16 protein-coding genes are annotated in these 20183 nt (G+C 34.8%); 6 read left to right on the forward strand and 10 right to left on the reverse strand.

Annotated elements, in window-relative coordinates; all coding sequences use genetic code 11:
* Positions 1-9: 9 nt before the first annotated feature.
* On the reverse strand, positions 10-1395 hold the full coding sequence (locus tag ACXX8U_RS02520; protein WP_458564462.1) for a DUF1800 domain-containing protein: 1386 nt from the start codon (positions 1393-1395) through the stop codon (positions 10-12).
* A gap of 156 nt (positions 1396-1551) precedes the next feature.
* On the opposite strand from ACXX8U_RS02520, the gene ACXX8U_RS02525 reads away from it, so the two are divergent.
* A complete protein-coding gene (locus ACXX8U_RS02525; RefSeq protein ID WP_458564463.1) occupies positions 1552-3681 on the forward strand; it encodes a TonB-dependent receptor domain-containing protein in 2130 nt (709 codons plus the stop codon).
* A 59-nt stretch (positions 3682-3740) separates the two neighbouring features.
* On the opposite strand, the gene ACXX8U_RS02530 is transcribed toward ACXX8U_RS02525, so the two are convergent.
* Positions 3741-4139: a DUF2721 domain-containing protein gene (locus ACXX8U_RS02530; RefSeq protein WP_458564464.1), complete on the reverse strand. Its 399-nt coding sequence runs from the start codon at positions 4137-4139 to the stop codon at positions 3741-3743.
* Between the two features lie 358 nt (positions 4140-4497).
* On the opposite strand from ACXX8U_RS02530, the gene ACXX8U_RS02535 reads away from it, so the two are divergent.
* Positions 4498-6015, forward strand: coding sequence for a DUF2254 family protein (locus ACXX8U_RS02535; protein WP_458564465.1), 1518 nt, complete (start codon positions 4498-4500; stop codon positions 6013-6015).
* A gap of 210 nt (positions 6016-6225) precedes the next feature.
* Here the strand turns inward: ACXX8U_RS02535 and ACXX8U_RS02540 are convergent, their stop codons facing one another.
* Positions 6226-9477 carry a S41 family peptidase gene (locus ACXX8U_RS02540; RefSeq protein ID WP_458564466.1) on the reverse strand — a complete coding sequence of 1084 codons (3252 nt, stop codon included), beginning with the start codon at positions 9475-9477 and terminating at the stop codon, positions 6226-6228.
* A 295-nt stretch (positions 9478-9772) separates the two neighbouring features.
* On the opposite strand from ACXX8U_RS02540, the gene ACXX8U_RS02545 reads away from it, so the two are divergent.
* The gene (locus tag ACXX8U_RS02545) at positions 9773-10237 is read left to right on the forward strand and encodes a hypothetical protein (protein ID WP_458564467.1); all 465 of its coding nucleotides are present in this window, start codon (positions 9773-9775) and stop codon (positions 10235-10237) included.
* Between the two features lie 775 nt (positions 10238-11012).
* On the opposite strand, the gene ACXX8U_RS02550 is transcribed toward ACXX8U_RS02545, so the two are convergent.
* The 7 genes from ACXX8U_RS02550 to htpG form a co-directional block, all read right to left on the reverse strand.
* On the reverse strand, positions 11013-11426 hold the full coding sequence (locus ACXX8U_RS02550; protein WP_458564468.1) for a hypothetical protein: 414 nt from the start codon (positions 11424-11426) through the stop codon (positions 11013-11015).
* A 312-nt stretch (positions 11427-11738) separates the two neighbouring features.
* Positions 11739-12197 carry a DUF4440 domain-containing protein gene (locus ACXX8U_RS02555; RefSeq protein ID WP_458564469.1) on the reverse strand — a complete coding sequence of 153 codons (459 nt, stop codon included), beginning with the start codon at positions 12195-12197 and terminating at the stop codon, positions 11739-11741.
* A 327-nt stretch (positions 12198-12524) separates the two neighbouring features.
* Positions 12525-13157 carry a hypothetical protein gene (locus tag ACXX8U_RS02560; RefSeq protein WP_458564470.1) on the reverse strand — a complete coding sequence of 211 codons (633 nt, stop codon included), beginning with the start codon at positions 13155-13157 and terminating at the stop codon, positions 12525-12527.
* 249 nt (positions 13158-13406) lie between these two features.
* Positions 13407-13931, reverse strand: coding sequence for an SMI1/KNR4 family protein (locus ACXX8U_RS02565; RefSeq protein ID WP_458564471.1), 525 nt, complete (start codon positions 13929-13931; stop codon positions 13407-13409).
* A gap of 76 nt (positions 13932-14007) precedes the next feature.
* A complete protein-coding gene (locus tag ACXX8U_RS02570; RefSeq protein ID WP_458564472.1) occupies positions 14008-14439 on the reverse strand; it encodes an RDD family protein in 432 nt (143 codons plus the stop codon).
* Between the two features lie 129 nt (positions 14440-14568).
* Positions 14569-15345, reverse strand: a complete 777-nt coding sequence (locus tag ACXX8U_RS02575; RefSeq protein ID WP_458564473.1) for a hypothetical protein — start codon at positions 15343-15345, stop codon at positions 14569-14571.
* Positions 15346-15791: 446 nt separating this feature from the next.
* Positions 15792-17678, reverse strand: a complete 1887-nt coding sequence (gene htpG, locus ACXX8U_RS02580; protein WP_458564474.1) for a molecular chaperone HtpG — start codon at positions 17676-17678, stop codon at positions 15792-15794.
* 181 nt (positions 17679-17859) lie between these two features.
* Here htpG and ACXX8U_RS02585 point away from each other — a divergent pair, with 181 nt between their 5' ends.
* From ACXX8U_RS02585 to ACXX8U_RS02595, 3 genes are all read left to right on the forward strand, one after another.
* Positions 17860-18336: a lipocalin family protein gene (locus ACXX8U_RS02585; protein WP_458564475.1), complete on the forward strand. Its 477-nt coding sequence runs from the start codon at positions 17860-17862 to the stop codon at positions 18334-18336.
* Between the two features lie 12 nt (positions 18337-18348).
* A complete protein-coding gene (locus ACXX8U_RS02590) occupies positions 18349-19044 on the forward strand; it encodes a YiaD family glycine zipper/OmpA-like lipoprotein (protein ID WP_458564476.1) in 696 nt (231 codons plus the stop codon).
* Between the two features lie 103 nt (positions 19045-19147).
* On the forward strand, positions 19148-20095 hold the full coding sequence (locus ACXX8U_RS02595; RefSeq protein WP_306264676.1) for an ABC transporter ATP-binding protein: 948 nt from the start codon (positions 19148-19150) through the stop codon (positions 20093-20095).
* Positions 20096-20183: the final 88 nt, after the last annotated feature.

A 20183-nucleotide genomic window follows, 5' to 3' on the forward strand; every position in this document is an offset into this window, starting at 1 on the left:
CTGTAGGATTTAAATGAGTTGAAACTCTGGCGATTTTACCATATAATTAAACAATCGCAAAACGGCATAATCAGCGCCAATGGCATGACTGTCAAAATCGTATTTTATTATTTTTTCAAAATCGGCTTGTGTGCTAGCTTCTACTTGAAACAGCAAACGGTCAGCCAATTGGGCAATTATTTTTTTGTGGGATGCGTTTTTATCCCAATTAAGTTGTACCGAAATTTGGCGCATTGGTTTGTCGTTCATCATTTTGTTCGCATTTTGGTTCCTGAAATTTCCTCTTCCGTTACAAAGCAAATCGGCTACATTGTTGCGTTGCAAGTACATTTGAGAACTCAGCCACGAGTTGCCGCCATCCCAACCTTTTACATTGGGTTGATTGAATAAATCCATGCCTTGTTCTCTCATAAAAAGTACCAAACCGCGCGTATTTGGGTTTTTTATTTGCAATTCATCTAATAGTTGTAGACTGAATTCAAGTGGATTTTTAATCTTCGAACCAGCCGTTTTTTTATCATATTCTTCGGTGATCATTTTTACCAAAAGCGGTTGTATTTCAAAGTTTACCTTTCGGAAATAATCACCGTAGTATCGCACCAAATCTTCGGAAGGATTATCATAAATAAACCATTGAAGTATTTTTCGAGTAATCAAATAAGGTATAGCCTTTTGTTCAAAAATAGCGTCAATGAGTTGATCGGCTTTTAAATTCCCTTTTTTGCCCAAATAAGTAAAAGGTTCATTATCTTCAAGAAACTTTCTGTACTGCGCTTTCTCCTCGCCAATACCCAAACCCGCGAGTCCTTTTGCTCCGTTTTTGATATCCATTTCGGTGTAATTCCCAATGCCTAAAGTAAAAAGTTCTAACAGTTCTCGACTTAGGTTTTCGTTCCATTTTCCTTTTCGATTGTCAACATTATCGAGATAGCGCACCATGGCATTACTTTGAACGATTAATTTGGTAAGCGTTTTGAAATTCCCAAATGCGTGTGTTCTTAAAATTTGGTTGTGTTGGTAAACCCAATAATTAACTTTTACTTTTTGAATGGTCGACACAAAATGGTTGTGCCAAAAGCAGGTCATTTTTTCACGAAGCGGAAAAGCATCTTGCTGCATTTTTTTAATCCAAGCCATTTTCATTTCCAATGCCGTTTGCGCTTCTTGCTTTCGGATGGCTTTGGCTTGATTTGAGTTTGTATCTTTGAGTGTTTGTCTCAGCTCTTTAAATTCAGCTAATGTTTTTGGGCTTGTAGCCAAATAATCGGGCAATTGGTCATCAATTGTTGTAGCAAAAGATTTTTCTAGAAAATCATTCACGCCATTTTTTTCAATAAAATCGGCTTGCTTGGCCGAAAATCCGAGTCGTAACGACCATAATACAGATGATTTCATATCGGTAATTGCTTTATTATTTGACGACTTGATTTGTGAAAGGTTTATGTGTGAGAATAATTCTTAACATTTACCATCAAAAAATCAATTTCATGAACCGTGCCACTGTAACATATTCTCTACAATTGCTACTTATGGGCATCAATCACATCAATCATGAAAAAAATCATTGGCCTAGCAGTAGTAAGTATGTTTCATTTTTACCCAGCCTCTGCACAAACGGCCCCAGAACAAAAAACAGAAGTCGAGACTGAAAAAACGAACGAATTAAAAGAAGTAACAATCGTTAAAAACAAAAAGGCCATCGAGCAAAAAGCCGATCGTACTATTTTTAACTTTTCGGAACAGGCTAATCTCAATACCGGTTCTGTTTTAGAAGGAATCAAAAAATTACCCGGTTTAATCGCTTCAGATATTGCCGGAATGATGTTTCAAGGCAAGCAATTGGATGTTTTTATGGACGGCCGTCCGTTGAATATTTCTACCAATGAATTGAATGCTTTTCTGGAAGGAATGCCGGCTAACGCTATCGAAAAAATCGAAATTATTACCCAACCAGGAGCCGAGTTTCCTGCTACTTCCGGAGGTGCAATCCTTAACATTATCACCAACAGGAATGCGAAAAACTATTTGAGTGCAACGTATACCAACAGTACCAGCATTACAGATTATGATGATGTTCGTTTGCGAATGAACAATAGTTTGTTATTGAGTGCTAAAAACAAATATTTTGGATGGCAGCTTAATTTCGGTCAAAACTACCGCGAGTCTGCAGTTTGGACGGCTTTGGAGCGCAAAGAAAATGGAATGACGACGGTATTGTCACAAACCGATGCGGACAGATTAGGGCGTACTAATTTTGTGAAATCGGCTTTGACATTCGATATCGGTAAGGATCGATTGCTGTTGAATTATGACTTTACAAAAAACGATAACAACAGTAATACCTTGGGTTCAGGTCCCGGATTTAATACTGATGATACTTCGGTAAGTGATGGTTTGCGTCAGGATGCTGTTGTTACGTACCAGAAGAAATTTGATAATGCCGCTAAGAAATTAGAATTCAAATTCAATTATAATTCTAATACCAACGATTTCCTATTGCGTCCAACTGCCAATACAACACCAACATTGGATAACACTTCGCATCAGAAAGTCTACAACGGAAAAGTAGATTTTTCGCAGCCTTTTGATTTTTCTGACGAAGGTAAATTGAGTATTGGAGCTTTGTACGAAGAATTACTTTTTGATACTTCCAACAGAGGTATTACCAATTTAGAGTACAAACGAAGAACAGCCGCCAGTTACTTTGAAGTGCAAACAAAATTTGACAAACTGAATTTCATTGTTGGAGGTCGTGCCGAAGATTACAATATCACGGGTAATACGGATGTGGCCGCTTTGAGCACTTTTAAACAATTTAGATTTTTTCCTAATGCAAGTGCGCAGTACAATTTTACCAACGCCATCAACTTTAATGTGAATTACAACAAGAAAATTACCTTGCCGAGTACATCAGCATTAAACCCAAACAATACTAATTATCAAAACCCAAATATCGAATACTCAGGAAACCCGAACCTACAGCCTACAATTTTTGATAATTACGAAGTAAAACTGAGTGCTTTTGATTATGCTTTTATCAGTTATAATTTGAGTTCGGCTAAAAATCAAGTCATTCAAAGAGTAATGGTTGATGGTACTGTTGTTGCCAATACCAACGAAAATATTCCAGAAGTAAAAATTCACAACTTCAATATCGGGATGCCAATTCCGTACATGCTTTTTACGAAAGGATTAGCCGAGACTATGAAAATGAACGTAAATCCAGATACGATGAATTTTTTATATGTGTACGCTGGATACCAATTGCACGATATTCCTAGAGTTGACACCAAAGGTTTTTGGGTTTTAAACTTCATGTCGCAGTTGGTGTTGCCACAAAAAATAAAGTTTGTTGCCAATTACAATTATATCGTACCAAAGGGGAATTATTTCTATTTTATCGCGGTGGCTCCCATCCGCAATTCGCTTGATTTGACTTTTTCGAAAAAGTTTTTAAAAGATCAATTGACATTGTCAGTGTACGTAGATGATGTTTTAGATAAAAACCGAAATGCGTTCAATGCTTTCGAAACACCTATTTTCATCAGCAACAAGCAAGATACTAGACGTTTTGGTTTTAGTTTGAATTATAAAATTCCAACTCGTAACAAATTGGCTAAAGAAAGTCCGAGTTTGTTAAACACCGATAAAAAAGAAGAAGGTGGTTTGCTAAACCAATAATTGTCATCAACTGCTAAACTAAAAATGCTCCTAACAAATCTGTTTAGGAGCATTTTTATTTATTTTTCATTTTGTACCAAATCGCTTAGGTGCAAGCGCAAAGCATTAACAGATATCGATATTTCCCAAAACGATAATCCTAGGGAGAGCAACAGGAAAAACAAACTTCCTCCAAACAAATAGATGCCTGCCGTTACTTGTTCTAAAAAAAGTAATAACATAGCAAAAACACTCAAAAACAAGCTCAAAACACCTGCCATTTGCATATTGCGAATGAGTGTAAGACGTAAATTAATATTTTTAATTTCTAGTAATATGAGCGCGCTTTCTTTTTCCTTGTATGTTTTTTTTAAGCCACGAACAATGGTAGCAATGGTCAAAAATCGATTGGTGTACGCCAATAAAATTAACGAAGTAGCGCCAAAAAGTAGGGCAGGAGTTTCAATTTGTAAATTCATGTTTGCTGTTTTATAAAGTAGGTTCAATCTTTATGGTTTGGCTGTAGCCGATGTAAATTGTAGCTGCTCATCGGCGTCAAGCAAAGGTACTAAAACAAAATTGCGCTTTCGCGAATGCGGCTCGCTCACTTAAAATTAAAATGCTGCATTTGCAACTTTCATCTTTCAATTTGATTATTTTTGAATTGCCAATCTTGTTACAAAAAGATTTTTTCGATTTACGAAGTTTCATAAGTTCAATGGTAATAAAGACTTGGCATTGAACAAAGACTGTTGTTACAAAACAAAGTTGTACCAATGCGAATCCCATTTTTTACAAAACAAGACTAAATAACAGTATTTAAATACCAAAACCGAAATGATGTACCACAGTATGAAATACCGCTTAAAGAACATTTTTATTCATCAGTTAAAAGATGTAGGTACCTTTTTGGGTGTTTTATACGTTGTAGTGATTGGCTCGGCGGTGATGTTGCTCGAAAAAAATGTTGATTTTGGACAAATCCTTCATTTAGATATTCGCGCTACTTATGAGAGTTTACTTTCGGTAACCAATATTTTAGTTTCTATTTTGATAGGTATTTCGTTGACTACTTTTTCGGTTATTTTTGTGGTGATGCAGTTGGCTTCGTCACAGTTTTCTCCGCGAATTTTGAGGCATTTTTTGATAACCGACTTTAAAATGCAGAAATTCATCGGTCTTATTGTAGGCAGTATTTCATTATGCATATTGCCGCAATTAGTAACGGTCTTCTTTCCTGAAACTCCCTTTTTAGTTACTTTATCTTTAGGCACATTGTTAGCTTTTTACGGTTTATCGTGGTCGTATCCCAACATGATTACCTATTTGAGCATCAATATGAATGTGTCAAGTATTACCAACAGTATCAAGGTAGATATGATGGCTGAGATTAACTTACTCTACCAAGAAAATTGGAAAAAGGGGAGTAGTTTGTTGTACAAAAGGGCTTGGATCAATTCTAATAAATACAAAATACAAATTTTAAGTCCGTTTGATTCCGGTTATTTAGATAGCGTCAATTATGTAAAACTCAAGACTATTGTTGATGTACTCAAGGATTCCGATCTTGGAGAATGTTTTGAAAATGCCTACCAAAAACCCATTATTGGCGAGTTCATCATGAAAGAAACTACTACTTTGGTGACTTTGGTTTTTAATCAACCTTTAACGGAAACCCAAGCGCAAGCAGTGCAACGTAAGGTTAGCGCTGTGGTTAAAAGTGCCTTTAAAGTCGAGCAGTTTAGGAGTCATACACAAGACATCAATTTTGGGGTACGTAAACTAGTTGATATTGCCATCAAAGCGATATCTCCAGCGGTAAATGATCCTACAACTTGCTTGAATTGTATTGATCAAATAGGAGAAATTGCTAAGGAATTGGCTTTGAAATCTTTTCCTTCAACGGATGCAAGAGCTTTGAGTACAGCTAAAATTCAGGTCAATGAGTTTGACTTTGAAGAATTCATCGACTTTTGTTTTGATCAAATTTTTCAATGGGGAAAAGAAGATCCAACGGTTGTAAAAAGAATTCTGAGAGCTATTCGATCCATAATTCCTTTGGTTGAAAATCCTTTTCATTTAAAGGTTTTAATACAACAAGTAGAGGAAATGGAATTGAGTACTCTTTATAATTTAGAAAATTACCAAACGGGAGCTTTAAAAATTTCTAAAGAAAAATTAGTCACCATTGAAAATGAGTTACTTCATTTTAAGAATAAAGCAAAACGACAAATTGCTTCAATCGATCGTGCAGGAATACTATCTTTTTACGAAAATGAGTTTATTCCTCAAAATGAGGTAATTGCTATGGCGCAGCAGCAAGCCTTGCACTATTTGCGTCAGTATACAAGCTAATAAAATGCACGAAAAAATAAAATTAAAATGAGAACTGATAAAGCAAAAAACAGTAATAAACCCGGGCTTATTATTGTTTAAAAATTGTACTTTTATTTTTATTAATCCTGTATCACTTTTCAGGAATGGACAGATTATTACTAAAAAAAAGAGGTAGCTCAAAAAAGCTACCTCTTTTCAATGAAAATTAATCTTCTAAGAATAGAATAATTATTTAATCGTTTTCAGCATTTCTTCAACAGCTCTTTCTAATTGCTTGTCTTGTCCGTTCAGATAATCTTCGTATTTCATCGCAACGGGAATATCTGGATTGACCTGCAAGTTTTCAGTAGGTCTGTTTTCTTTTCCGATAGTAGCTACCATTGGAATTCCGAAAACTAAAGTAGGATCAATTTGAGTTTCCCACCAAACAGCTGTTCCTGTTCCTGGAACGCCCATTCCTATTAATTTTCCGATTCCGTTTTGCTTGTACACGTACGGAAAAATGAATGCATCTGAATAATTACCTTCGCTCATTAAAACACAACTAGGTTTGGTCCATCTTCCTAATGGTTCTGCATCTTTCAAGCGATTGCCTTGCGGTGCAAATTCAAGGTAGCGTTTGCCACTCAATAAAGTATTCAAATCATCATGTAACCAACCACCGCCATTAAAACGTGTGTCGACAATCAAAGCTTCTTTTTCGAAATTTTTACCCATTACTTGGTCAAAAACTTCTCTAAAACTGCCGTCATTCATACCTTGTACGTGAACGTAGCCTACTTTACCATTACTCAATTTTTCAGTAATTTGATTCATCTTGCGAATCCAACGGTTGTACATTAAACCCGATTCTTCACCAAATGAAATTGGTTTTACAGATTCTTGAAACGCTACACCATTAGCATCTACACCTGAAATTAGGATTAATTTTCCTGTTTTTCTGTTCAAAAATTTAGCCCAATCTGTATTGGCAGTAATTGCTTCGTTGTCAATTTTATTGATAGTAGCGCCTGCTTTCAGCTTTGAATTCGTTTTGTCAAAAGGTCCTCCTACAATAACTTCAGTCACTTTTAAACCGTCTGCGGCATTTTTTTCATCGTACAATAAACCTAGGCAAGCTGTAGCATCCATGTTTGGAGGTGTAAAACTATAGCGACCTCCTGTGTGTGAAGCGTTGAGTTCTCCTAAAATTTCGCTCAATAATTCTTGGAAATCATAGTTGTTATTGATGTGTGGTAAAAATTTAGCATAAGTATTTTTATACATTTTCCAATCTACGCCATGTAATTTTGGGTCGTAAAACTTCTTAGCGGTTTGTCTCCACATGTGATTGAAAATGTAGTTGCGCTCTGCTTCGGTATTTAAAACCATTTCTGCTGAAACGTTAACGCCTGTGATTTTTCCGCTTTCGGTATCAATTTTAGACAAACTTCCGTCGTTTCGAACAAACAATGTTTTATTGTCTTTGCTCAAAAATAAAGTACTTGGCGATGATCCTAGTTTGGCTAAAATCTTAGTTTCTTTGGTTTTGGTATCGGTTACCCAAAGGTCGAATCCTTTTTCAAAAGAAGCTAAATAGAACAATTTACTTCCTTCGTCATTAAATACAAAATCAGCGATAGATGAGCTGTTGATTGTAACACGAACTTTTCTAGTTTCTAGATCAGTCAAATCAGGATTCCAAACTACAACTTCCTCTTTTTTAGGAGTCTCTTTCTTGTTTTTATCAGTACTAGCAGCAGTTTTTTTGTCTTCGGCTTCTTTTTCTTTATCTTTTATTTCTTTTGCAAGAGCAGCTTCTTCTTTGGATAATTTAAAATTTTCAAAGTCTTTTTTATCGAAAAATACGGCATACACGTCAAGCTCTCTGCTTCCTTGATTGGCCAATGATTTCCGACCTTCTTTGCTGCTTAGCCACGCTAATGCCTTGCCTTTCATTTGTTGTTTGGCGGCGTCTTCGCCAAAACCACTCATAATTGGGTATTTAGTTTCGGAACCATCGGCTTTGATCATCGCGGTATGCGTTGCATTAAAATTACCCATGCTATCATCTACAAAAAGCCATTTGCTATCATCGCTCCAGTTGAAACCAAAATCGCCATCAGAATAACTGTGATTTCTACCTTCTGGTAAAATGGTTCTTGTAGTTTTGCTGGCTAAATTATTCACACGAACAATGTTGCGTTCTTCAGCAAAAGCAATTTCTTTTCCGTCTGGGCTAAATTTAGGTAAGAACTCTTCTTTGTCAGACGTAATCAATTTTTCTTCCTTGATTAAAGTGGCAGCGTAAAAATAAGCTTCTTCTTTTCGTTCTACTTTTGCCGTAAATAAATCCCAACTGTCACCACGCTCTGAGGCGTAAATAAGCGTTTTGCTGTCTGGTGACCATTGCACATGGCGCTCTTGCTCCGGTGTGTTGGTAATTCTTTTGGTACTTCCACCGTCGGCATTGGTCACAAAAATTTCACCTCTAGAAACAATTGCAATTTCTTTTCCGTTCGGGCTTGGTACAAACTCTGAAATAGAACCTGCAATAGGCACGTTTTTCTCCACATTGCCTTTACCATCATTTTGGATTGTAATTTTTACTTTTTGCGGGCTTTGACCTTCTTTCAAAGTATAAATCTCACCGTCTTGCGAAAAGCACAAAGTATTGTCTTGTGCTACGCTTAAATGACGTACCGGATTGTTTTTGAAAGTAGTTAAGGCCGTTGCTGTTTTAGCAGATAGGTTTTGTTTGAAAATATTTTGATTGCTGCCGTCTGCTTCGCTCAAAAAGAAAATATTTTGATTGTCGTTGCTGTATACCGGCTCGCGGTCTTCGCCTTCGTAAGTGCTTAGCTGAGTGTACGTTTTTTTGTTGATATCAAATACCCAAATATCACGGGTGACAGAGCTAGTGTGGTGTTTGCGTAATGGGTCTTCATATCCTTTGCGGTCTTGAAAAACAATTTGATTTCCTGCTGCATTGTAGCGAGCATATTCTATTCCGCCCTCAGTAACCAACACAGGTTTTCCGCCAGTTGCTGCAACTGTGTATAGGTTTTGAAACAAACGAGGCGAATAAAAATGGATGTTATTGCTGCTTGTTTGACGGCTAGAACCAAATAAAACCTTTTTATTATCAGGTGAAAAATCATATGGATAATCAGCCGCTGAGTTAAAGGTTAGTCGGGTAGGAGTTCCTCCAGTTACGGGTAGCGTAAACACATCAAAATTTCCGTAGCGGTCACTAGCAAAAGCAATTTGCTTTCCGTCTTTGCTCCAAACAGGCATCATATCGTGTCCTTCATGAATGGTAATAGGAACTGCAGTACCACCTTGGGCATTTACTACATAAATATCGCCTTTGTAGCCAAAAGCAATGTTTTTGCCATCAGGAGAAAGCGAGGGGTGTCGTAACCATAGTGCATCTTGTGCGAATGATACTGAGGTTGCTACCAACAACAAGCCACAGTATAATGAAGATTTTAAGTTCATAGTTTATTAGAGTTTAGTTCTTTATTTAGTAGCTTAAAATACTGTTTTGTTACAGATTTGCTTTATTTTTTGAGATTTGAAAAGCTAAAATGAAGAAGACCTTTTTTATGTTCAAGTCTTATTTATTGGTCAGTTTTGTAAAGGAGGATATGCTTAAAAGAGAAGGTTTACCGTGTAGTTCTTTAATATTTTTTTAAAATAATACCATTTTGAGGTAGGGTAAATTACTTTCTAGTTGTCTTACTATTGAAATTAGAAATAAAATAAATAGTAACTGTAACAAAAAATTATAATCATGAGAACAATTAAATCTTTACTGATCCTACTTTTTTTGGGAACAATAGCAACAACACTTGCACAAGAAGCTAATGTAAAAAGTGAAACAAACATAAATTTCAATGCGGATAAAATTACTTATTATCAGCAAAGGGGCAGAGAAGATGCCAATTATGAGTTGACATTTACTGCTAAAACCAAAGCCGAAGAAAAGGCTTTTTGGAAAGAGCAAAAAGAGTATGAAAAGGAGTTAAAGAAAAAAAACAGAAAAGCCTACAAGGCCTATATTGCTAGCAAGCAAGATGTTTATACAACGCATCATTCGCATTGTGATTCGCATTGCCATCATAGCGATGCCTTTTATGGACACGCAGGATTTTATTATTATGAATACGATCAAAGGAATTATCATAGACCAAGTAATACTTCGGTACGAACACAAATAGGAGTGCGTGCTCCTAGCGTACGATTAGGCCTTTTTTAATATATTGAACTAAATAAAAAGCCGTTTTTTCTCAACTAGAAAAAACGGCTTTATTTTTTTACAGTAGGGTTTTGTTGCCTATTGGGGTGGGTGCGAAGTCGGAGACATTCGCACAGCAGCTCCAAGTTTTAAGAATGTTTTTTTTAATATTACTTCGAGCAGTTGGAGTCGATGAAATGTTCTTATATTATTTCAAATATGGTATTAAATTTTATTCGTAATCTTTTTTTTTGTCTTTGTAAGAGCCATGCTGAAAGTATTGCAATCAAAACAATGATTATGTTGAAGGTAATGTGTACTTCTCTAGGTGGAATAACGACATGATAAAAAAAGTAATTACACATAATTAACATCATTAGCGGGAAATATTTTACCCATGCAATTCTAAATTTCCCAACAGGTTCCACACTGTAATTAACAAGTAATTTGTTTTCAGTAGATTTATAATTTCCTTTTAAAAAATATAAAACTGGTGCGAAATTAGAATTGGTTGTAAGTTCGAAATTAGAGTTGTCGAAATTGCCATAAAAGCATTTCTGATTAGTATTAAAAATTGCTAAAAACCCCATCGGAATCTTGATTTTAGGCGAGCCAATTTTTGTATTCGCCTTTAACCGATTCCTAAATTCATCTATATTTATTTTTGATACCATCAAGTTCAGATTTTAGATTTATCCTTTAGCGCTAGATTTTACAAATTAAGTTGATATCTCATGCCTAAATTGGCTTAAAAAGAGTTCTGTTTTCAAATTTTAAGATCCTTTATCTGTTGTGGTTATTCCCAAAACATTTTTTGATTGTGAATTGAAAGAAATAATACTTCTTGCCCGTTTTCGTTAAGTGTTTTTTTTATGTCAAATGAATGGGTACCGCTTGATTTAGTATTGTGGTCGATGCCACAAAAGCTCCAATAATAATTGTCTAATTTTTTTAACTTGATTAGCCCCGTAACTTCCTCAATAGGTAAACTGCCATCAAATTGAAAGGTGTCAAATTCAATAAACGTTGTTGCACTATCTTTTTTTAATGTTTCTAGTGAATTTTGTCCAATTTTTAAAGATTCAATATCGCTACCAGTTTTGTTATAAAACTTTGCCTGAAATTTTCTCTGGTTATTCACAAACACGAAGCAGCAAAAAGCTATTAAAACAAGGATTACGGCTGTGGTTGTTTTAGTTTTATTGGTCATTTGGGCTACTTTTCTTTACGAAACTGATTTTTTTCGTTGCTGCATCATTGAATGAATTTTTTGTCGAAACCAATTTTTAAGTAGTATTGATACGTTGTATGCTAAACAAATTTAGCAAATTTTTCTTTCATTTTAAAATAATGCATAAAAGGATTCCGTTTTTAGATCAAGGTTGAAAAAACTTTGATAGAAAATTTTTATTCAGAACATAAATAAATCGTTTAGACAAGATATTTTATCCAGCTTGCACAGCTTTAAAACTGCACTATTGTACTTTTATATCAATTACAGGCATGGTTTCGAATAGCATTTTTATTCACTTTTCACTCTAGTTGAATGCAACATATCAAACTTCCAGCCTTTATAGGTTAAAATGGCCGTAGCGCTTTCTAGCCAGTGGGCTTTTCTAATAATTTTATCATCAACAGAAAAGGTTGCATAGTTGTGGTAGGCCACCCAAGCCGTTTTGTTGGTAACTTTAATGCCAATAATTTCAATTGTGTTTACTCGTTTTGGGATGGGTAAATTGAGTTTGGCTTTGTTCAAATGTGTTGCAATGGTATCGTTATTCCATACTTCGCCGTGTTCCAAAAGCAGGAAATCTTTGGTGTAGTATTTCTCAATGTTTTTAGGATCTAATTTGGACCAAATTTCATCAAATGATTCGAGTACTAGTTTTTCAATCTGTTTTTTGTTTGTTTCATTAGAAACTTGACCGAAAGCTATCGAATTAAAAAACAGCATCAATATTATGGTGTTATGTGTTTTCATTGTTGTTGAAAGTAAATTAAGTGCTGGATAAGCAAATAAATGTAGCTATTTTTTCGGGTTTCTGCAATTTTTATAGTTTATCGAGATTACCCTGATGTGTGAATGTCTCTGACTTCGCATCGAAATTTATAGTTTACAGCCAGAAACATTCGCACAATGGCCAAAATTTTAAGAGTGTTTTTTTAATACTTCAAATAGCGAAAGCACGAGCAAAGTGTTTACTGTATTGGAGAGATTTCCCAAATAAAATCATACGAAACAAAACAAGCAACTGTATTTGTTCAAGCCAAACACCATAAATTTTATTTACGGTAATAACAAATGTGCTTATTTTTTTAGTTCATCTAATAAATCAATAACCTCTTGCTTACCGTACTCACCAAAATAAGAAATAAAATGACCGTCGAAATTTACAACTACAAAACTCCCGTGTAAAAAATCATATGGAAAAAAAAGATTCTCAATAAACTTTGTTTTATCCACGATCCAATTAACTTTATTTCCTTGGTAATATACTAGGTTTTTCTGATCAGGGTGGTTTATCCAAACTTGGAATATATTATTTTTTTTCTTTATTTTTTTAAGATAATGTCTATGAAATATATTCCATTCGGTGATATTAACTGTATCCTTTATCTTTGGATTTTTAGAAAGATAGTTTATTAAAATTATGGCATTTTCGTCGATTTTGGTTGCTGTAATATTCTGTAAATATTCCTTTAAATCATTTAATTTTTCTTTAGATAGTTTATTTGATGTTTTCCTTTTAAATATTACGTTGAAGTAAGTCGAGTCAGCATCATATCTTAAAGAAATATATTTGGGATTTTTATCCATTACGGAAAAAGAATCTTTATCTATAATATTCATATTAAAATCTAAATAAGTGTTTGTTTTCTTCTGCCCGTAACAAGAAAGAGCTGTTGTTAATAGAAAACTTAAAAAAAATTTTTTAGTCATAGTTTTTAGATTTACGCTTTTTTATCGGTTTGTGCCCGCTCCTTGAAGTCTTCATTTTTAGAAAAAGACATATTTAGAACTTGCTGTGCGAATGTCTCTAACTTCGCATTGCAGGGCGTTGCATTAAGCACATTTTTTGTTAAAACGTTTTTTTTTAATAATACTTCTAGCAGCTGAGCTGTTAAAATGTCCTTGACTTCGCATTTTAATTCATAGCATAAAGCTGAAAAGATTCACACATCACCTTTTTTAGTCATTTTCTAGGAACATTTGCCAATAATTGACTTCCATATATTTATTGTCAATTTTAGTTTTATCTAAAAATAAATCTATTTCAGTTTTAGAAATTCCTTCTTTATTGTTTATTTTTAATTTCCTCAGATCATTTAAAATTATACAAAAATTGTCCAGGGAAATTGAGATAAATGATTCAATCCATCCGTTCTCTCCGTGTTCAGCAGTAAAAACTGGTAGATTTGGGTTTTCAAAATCTATGCATATCGGGTCTCCAAGTTCATCATTACCAATTACTACCCAACTTTTTTTCCAATCACCTTTTTTAGTTCCAATTAATGATTTTCCACTTTGATTAAATCTATAACCTATTTGTTCTTCTTTAATATTATGTAATTTAAAAAAATCTATTGAACTGAATTCAATTGCTATGTTTTCAACCTTAATTATAAATTTTTTAATTTTTTCATTTTTTAAAAACAAACTAAAATCTTTATCAATGTATTTATGAAGATTAAATAATTTGAATACTAATTTCATGAGTTTTTTTGTTTTAGTTAAGCAAACGCTCTTGTAAACGTGGATAACAACCCAAAAGCTTTTATGAACTTTTTTATTAAATAATACTTCGAGGAGCTGTGCTTACTGGCCTTACAGTAATTTTAGAAATTAAATCTCCTAACTTTTGATTGTTTTTTGTGCAAACTATGAATAAAATATAAATTAAAGGACAAACTAACTCTACCAAATCAAAAAGCCTTGTTAACACTATTTTTAAATACTTGCGATACCCATTTAAATCGGATGGTTTTTCAAAGTTTAATTCTAGTTTTAGTAAATACTTACCAATTGTTTTTTTGAAAAAAATATCTTGAATGAAGTAAAAAGAATAAAATAAAATAAGTACCAAACCACTGTTAAAAGAATAGGTGCCATCTAAATTCTTTTCTCCGAAAATTGGCTCTAAAAGTTTGCAGCAAATAGCAAATACAAGCAAATCCACTGCAGCCGCACTAGCTCGACGTACTAAATAATTAATTTTTGTCATTTTAAAATATTATACTTCGTTTATCTGTTTTGCAGATGTTTTATCATTATGGTCTTATATCTAAGTGCATTCGCAAAGCAGCAAAAAAAAATTTAAGAACGTTTTCTTAAACATTTCGAGCAGCTGGGGCTAATAATAACTTATTTCTCTTTTGTAAACGCTGTAAAGTTTTCCATTTGAGTTATAACTTTTTAACTCAATCCAGTTTTTTCTATTATCATAAACATATTCAAAAAATCTACTGAGTTTTGACTCTTCATCAAAAACTCTTATCATATTTCCATTATCATCGTATTCATACGATTGTTTGTTTTTGAATTTATACTTTTTGTCTTGCGTGCTCTCATCACTAAAATTTCTGGATTTATCTTTATAATTTAGAACTCTTAAGTTTACTATTGAGTCCGTATCCTCATAGTTTTCGTATTGAATTAATCTGTTATCATCATCATAAATAAACTTCATTTTTCTTTGATATGAACTATCAGAATTTGCGGTTGTAAGTAATTCAACATTGTTTTCTTGAGCATATTTGTAATACAAAACATGATACGTTTTATCATACTGCTTAATCAATGTGGTGTTTTTTTGTGGGTATGTATAATTCCAAGAAATAGTATCACTATTTTCTTTAGACTCTCGAAACTCTCTAATGATTTTATTTTCCTTATCATAATTATAAGTCCAAATTGCAGAAGTAGATAGTGAGTCACCAAAATCAGCTCTTAATTCGATTTTCTTTTCTAAATATCCAAGTTTATTAAAAGTTGAAATATAATTGGTCATACCCAAGAAATCATCTATTTTGAGGATGTAGGTTGAATCATTAAAGTAATAAGGCTCATATTCGACATACTTTAAGTCTTTTACGTTTCCTTTTAACTTGTATTTTTTTAAATCATTCATGTTTTGTCTTTCACGCATTTGACCGTAGCAAATCGAAATGAAAAATGTGAAAATTAGAATGAATATTTTTCGTAAAGTCATAATTTATTTATTGTCGCAACGAAATCCTCCCAAACCGCTGTGCGAATGTCTCTGACTTCGCACCCAGATAATTGAAGATTCACTCCTCAAATATATTAAAATTATCTTACAAATTGTGTTTTCAAAAACGTCTTTGTAAATATTATCCGTCTCAAATAGCCCCGATAGCAGCGAAAATCCTTTGCGGTGGCGACAGCCAAAAGCAAAGATTACAGCGTATAGCGGGAGTACACGGCTGCTGAAAACGGTTGATCTGCTCCAAAAAAAAGCCGCCCCAATTGGGACAGCTTTTATCTGGTAAGATTCCGAAGTAAGTTCGGACTAAGCGATTCACGTCATTTTAGGATATAAAATGGGTTGGCTGCTTATTTAATCAACTCGAAACTTCTTTTTACGAATGCGGTTAAGGCTTCGCCTTTTAACAAGTTTTGAGATAGTTTGGCTAAGTCTAGCGCTTGTTTTACTAGGTTTTCTTGAGCGTCTTTGTCTTTGTTGTTTAGGATGCTGGTGGCCAATTCAGAGTTGGTGTTTACTACTAAATTGTACATTTCTGGCATGTTGCCCATACCAAACATTCCGCCGCCACCGGTTTGGCTCATTTCTTTCATACGGCGCATGAATTCTGGCTGTGTGATGATAAATGGTGCCGAGTTGCTGTCTAGCGCTTCTAGTTGTACGCTGTACGTTTGTTTTGGCACAATGGTTTCTAGAATGGTTTTTAGGCTGGTTTGTTCTTCATCTGAAAGTTTTGAAATGGTAGTTTCGTCTTTCTTGATCAAATTGTCAATATGATCCGAGTCTACACGTACAAAAGTCAGGTTGCTGTTGTCGCCTTCAATTTTCTGGATTAAGTGCGAGATAATTGGAGAGTCTAGCAACAATACTTCGTATCCTTTGTCTTTGGCTGTTGCAATGTAAGAGTGCTGCGCATCCTTGTTTCCTGCGTACAAGATTACTAGTTTACCATCTTTATCGGTTTGTGTGGCAGCTAGTTTTTCTTTTAATTCTTCGAGCGTGTGGAATTTGCCATCTACGGTTGGGTAAAGTACAAAGGCACCTGCTTTTTCATAAAACTTGTCTTCGGATAACATTCCGTATTCCAAGACAATTTTAATGTCGTTCCATTTTTGCTCAAAATCTTCACGGTTTTCTGTGAACAATGATTTTAATTTATCGGCAACTTTACGCGTGATGTAATTAGAGATTTTTTTAACGGCAGCATCAGCTTGCAATCCTGAACGAGACACGTTCAACGGAATGTCTGGCGAGTCTACCACACCTTTTAACATCATTAAAAATTCAGGTACAATTCCTTCTACGTTATCGGTAACATACACTTGGTTTTGGTACAACTGAATTTTGTCTTTTTGGATTTGCAAATCAGATCCTAATTTTGGGAAATACAAAATACCAGTTAAGTTGAACGGATAATCTACATTTAAATGAATGTGGAATAACGGTTCGTCAAACTGCATTGGGTACAACTCGTGGTAGAAAGTTTTGTAATCCTCAGCAGCCAATTCTGTTGGTTGTTTGGTCCAAGCTGGATTTGGGTTGTTGATGATGTTGTCTACAGTGATGGTTTCGGCAACGGCATCTTCTGGAGCGTCTTCTGCTTTTGGAAGAGTTTGTGTTTTGGTTCCAAATTTAATTGGAATAGGCATGAATTTGTTGTATTTATTCAACAATTCTCTTATTTTGGCGTCTTCTAAAAATTCTAAAGAATCCTCAGCAACGTGCAAAATAATTTCAGTACCACGTGTAGTTTTATCAGCTGGTTCCAAAGTAAATTCTGGGCTACCATCACAAGTCCAATGTGCAGCTGGCTCGTCTTTGAATGATTTGGTAATGATTTCTACTTTCTCAGCTACCATAAAAGCAGAGTAAAAACCAAGACCAAAATGTCCTATAATTCCAGAATCTTTAGCAGAATCTTTGTATTTGTCTAAGAACTCTTCGGCTCCTGAAAAAGCCACTTGATTGATGTATTTTTCAACCTCATCAGCAGTCATTCCTAAACCTTGATCGATGATGTGTATTTTCTTTCCTTCTTTGTCAATTTTTACCTCGATCATTGGGTTGCCATATTCTACTTTGGCCTCGCCAATACTGATCAGATGCTTTAATTTTAAAGTGGCATCGGTACCGTTCGAAATTAATTCTCTCAAGAAAATCTCGTGGTCGCTGTATAAAAATTTCTTGATTAAGGGAAAGATGTTTTCTACTGAAACATTAATTTTACCTGTTGTCATATTTTTTAAAGTTTAAAATTAAATTGGTATCAACGTAGCTTTCAAATAGAATACCAATTGTAAAGAGAGTGACAAAATGTCGGACTTGGGAATTATGATATAAAAAATTGAAATTCTGAAACAAATTTGTCACATTTCGCAATATCTTTGTGTAAGTATTAATTCATTAAAACTTTTGAATATGAAAAAAATTATTTTAGTGTGCGCATTGGCTGTTTTGATGTTTGCTTGCAAATCATCATCAGCTACAAGTACCAAGACCGATAGAAAATCACAAGTAGCCATTAAGGGTGACTGGGTAATCAGTGCAGTAACATATCCAGGATCTCAATATGTAAAAGTAAATAGTTTTCAGTTAGCTGACTCAGATTGTTTTGTAGGCAGTACTTGGAAATTTGTTTCAAATAATAACAAAGGATCTATGGCGTTGACTAAAGCGAATTGTGTTTCGTTTAGCTCCCCAATTACTTGGTTTGTAAATAACGAAGGTCAGTTTGTTTTAAAAGTTTTAGACGCAGGTATTAAAGCAAAAAAAGTTAGAGACGGTTATGTTTTAAAGCTTGCTAACCAAACAGAAACTTCATTTCAATTGGTAGACCGAATTGATGTAGCCGGAAAAATGACCGATGTTGTGTACCAATTTCAAAAAGCGAACTAAAAAAATAAAAATATGAAAAAGATTTCAGTAGTTGCAATGGCAACAATAATGGTTATAGGTTCAATATTTACAAGCTGTGAGGCTGTAAAAAACACTAATCAAAAACAACGTGGAGCTGGTATTGGTGCCGTAGCAGGAGCCGTTCTAGGTGGTGTTCTTGGGAACAATCTTGGTAAAGGTGGTAAAGGTGCAATGGGTGCTGTTTTAGGTGGTGTTATTGGTGGAGTTGCCGGTGGTGCTATTGGTAACAAAATGGACAAACAAGCCCGCGAAATTGATGCTGTGCTTCCGGGTGCTGAGGTTGTGCGTGTAGGAGAAGGAATCAAATTAGTATTGAATGAAAATGCAGTACGTTTTGATACCAACAAATCTACTTTGACTGCTGCTGCAAAAGCAAACCTTAACAAATTAGTTCCTGTTTTTGGAGAATATCCAGACACTAACATTACAATTTATGGTTACACAGACAGTACAGGTCCAGCAGATTATAACTTGAAACTTTCAGGGGATAGAGCAGCGGCTGTGCGTAATTATTTGGTAAGCAAAGGAGTATCTTCTTCTCGTTTTCAAGTAACTGGTTTGGGTATTGCTGATCCAATTGCTTCTAACGAAACAGCAGAGGGCAGAAGCCAAAACCGTCGTGTTGAGTTTGCAATCACAGCCAACGAAAAAATGATTAAAGACGCTGAAGCTGAAGTTAAGCAATAAGCTAAAACTACGGTAATAACAAGAGCTGTTTCTTTTTAGAAGCAGCTTTTTTTGTGTTTAAAATTGTTTTAAAGATTGTAAATTTGCGCTTTAATTTTTGATGATGCTAGAAATAAAAAACATACACTTTTCCTATAGTGACACTCCGGTGATTAAGGACATCAGTTTCACGGTAGAGAAGGGACAAAATATAGCCATTATTGGCGAAAGCGGTTGCGGAAAAAGTACGTTGCTAAAACTCATTTACGGCTTACTTGACCTCAACGAAGGAAGTATTAGCAATGATGAAAAACCTATTCTTGGCCCCAAATACAACCTCATTCCGGGAGTCGATTACATTAAATACTTGGCGCAAGATTTCGATTTAATGCCGTACACCACCGTTGAGGAAAATGTGGGTAAGTTTTTGTCGAGCGCTTTTTTGCCCCTAAAAAGACTTCGTATTCAAGAACTACTCGAAATGGTCGAAATGACCGAATTTGCCAAAGTAAAAGCCAAAGACCTAAGTGGTGGTCAGCAACAACGTGTGGCATTAGCCAAAGCGTTGGCCCTCGAGCCTGAAATTTTATTGCTTGACGAACCCTTCAGTCACATTGATAATTTTAGGAAAAATGCACTACGCCGTAACTTGTTTGCCTACTTAAAGAAAAAAAAGATCACCTGTATCATTGCCACGCACGATAGCGTAGATGCTTTGTCATTTGCTGATGAAACCATCGTGTTGCAAAAAGGCGAAGTAGTGGTAAAAGGACCTTCAAGAGCAGTTTATGAAGTGCCGCCAACCAAATATGTAGCTTCGCTTTTTGGTGAAGTCAATGAGTTCATGCTCTCGCAAATTATCGATATTGACCCCGCTGACGACGAGTACTTACTGCTCTATCCGCACCAATTAAAAGTGGTTGATAATTCAAAAATGACAGCCATCGTCAAACAATGTTATTACCGAGGCGGCCATTTTTTAGTAAAAGCAGCCTTTGATCGAAGAGCTATTTTCTTTGAGCACGACACCGAGTTAGACTTTAATCAAGAAGTCCGCTTGATGTTAGCCTAAAAAATTAAAATAGAAATAAAAAAATATGCCCCAAAAAGTCAAGTGCTATTTGGGGCATTTTTTATGTAGAAAAGCCAGACGGATTCTT

The sequence above is a fragment of the Flavobacterium sp. GNP001 genome, assembly GCF_054343775.1.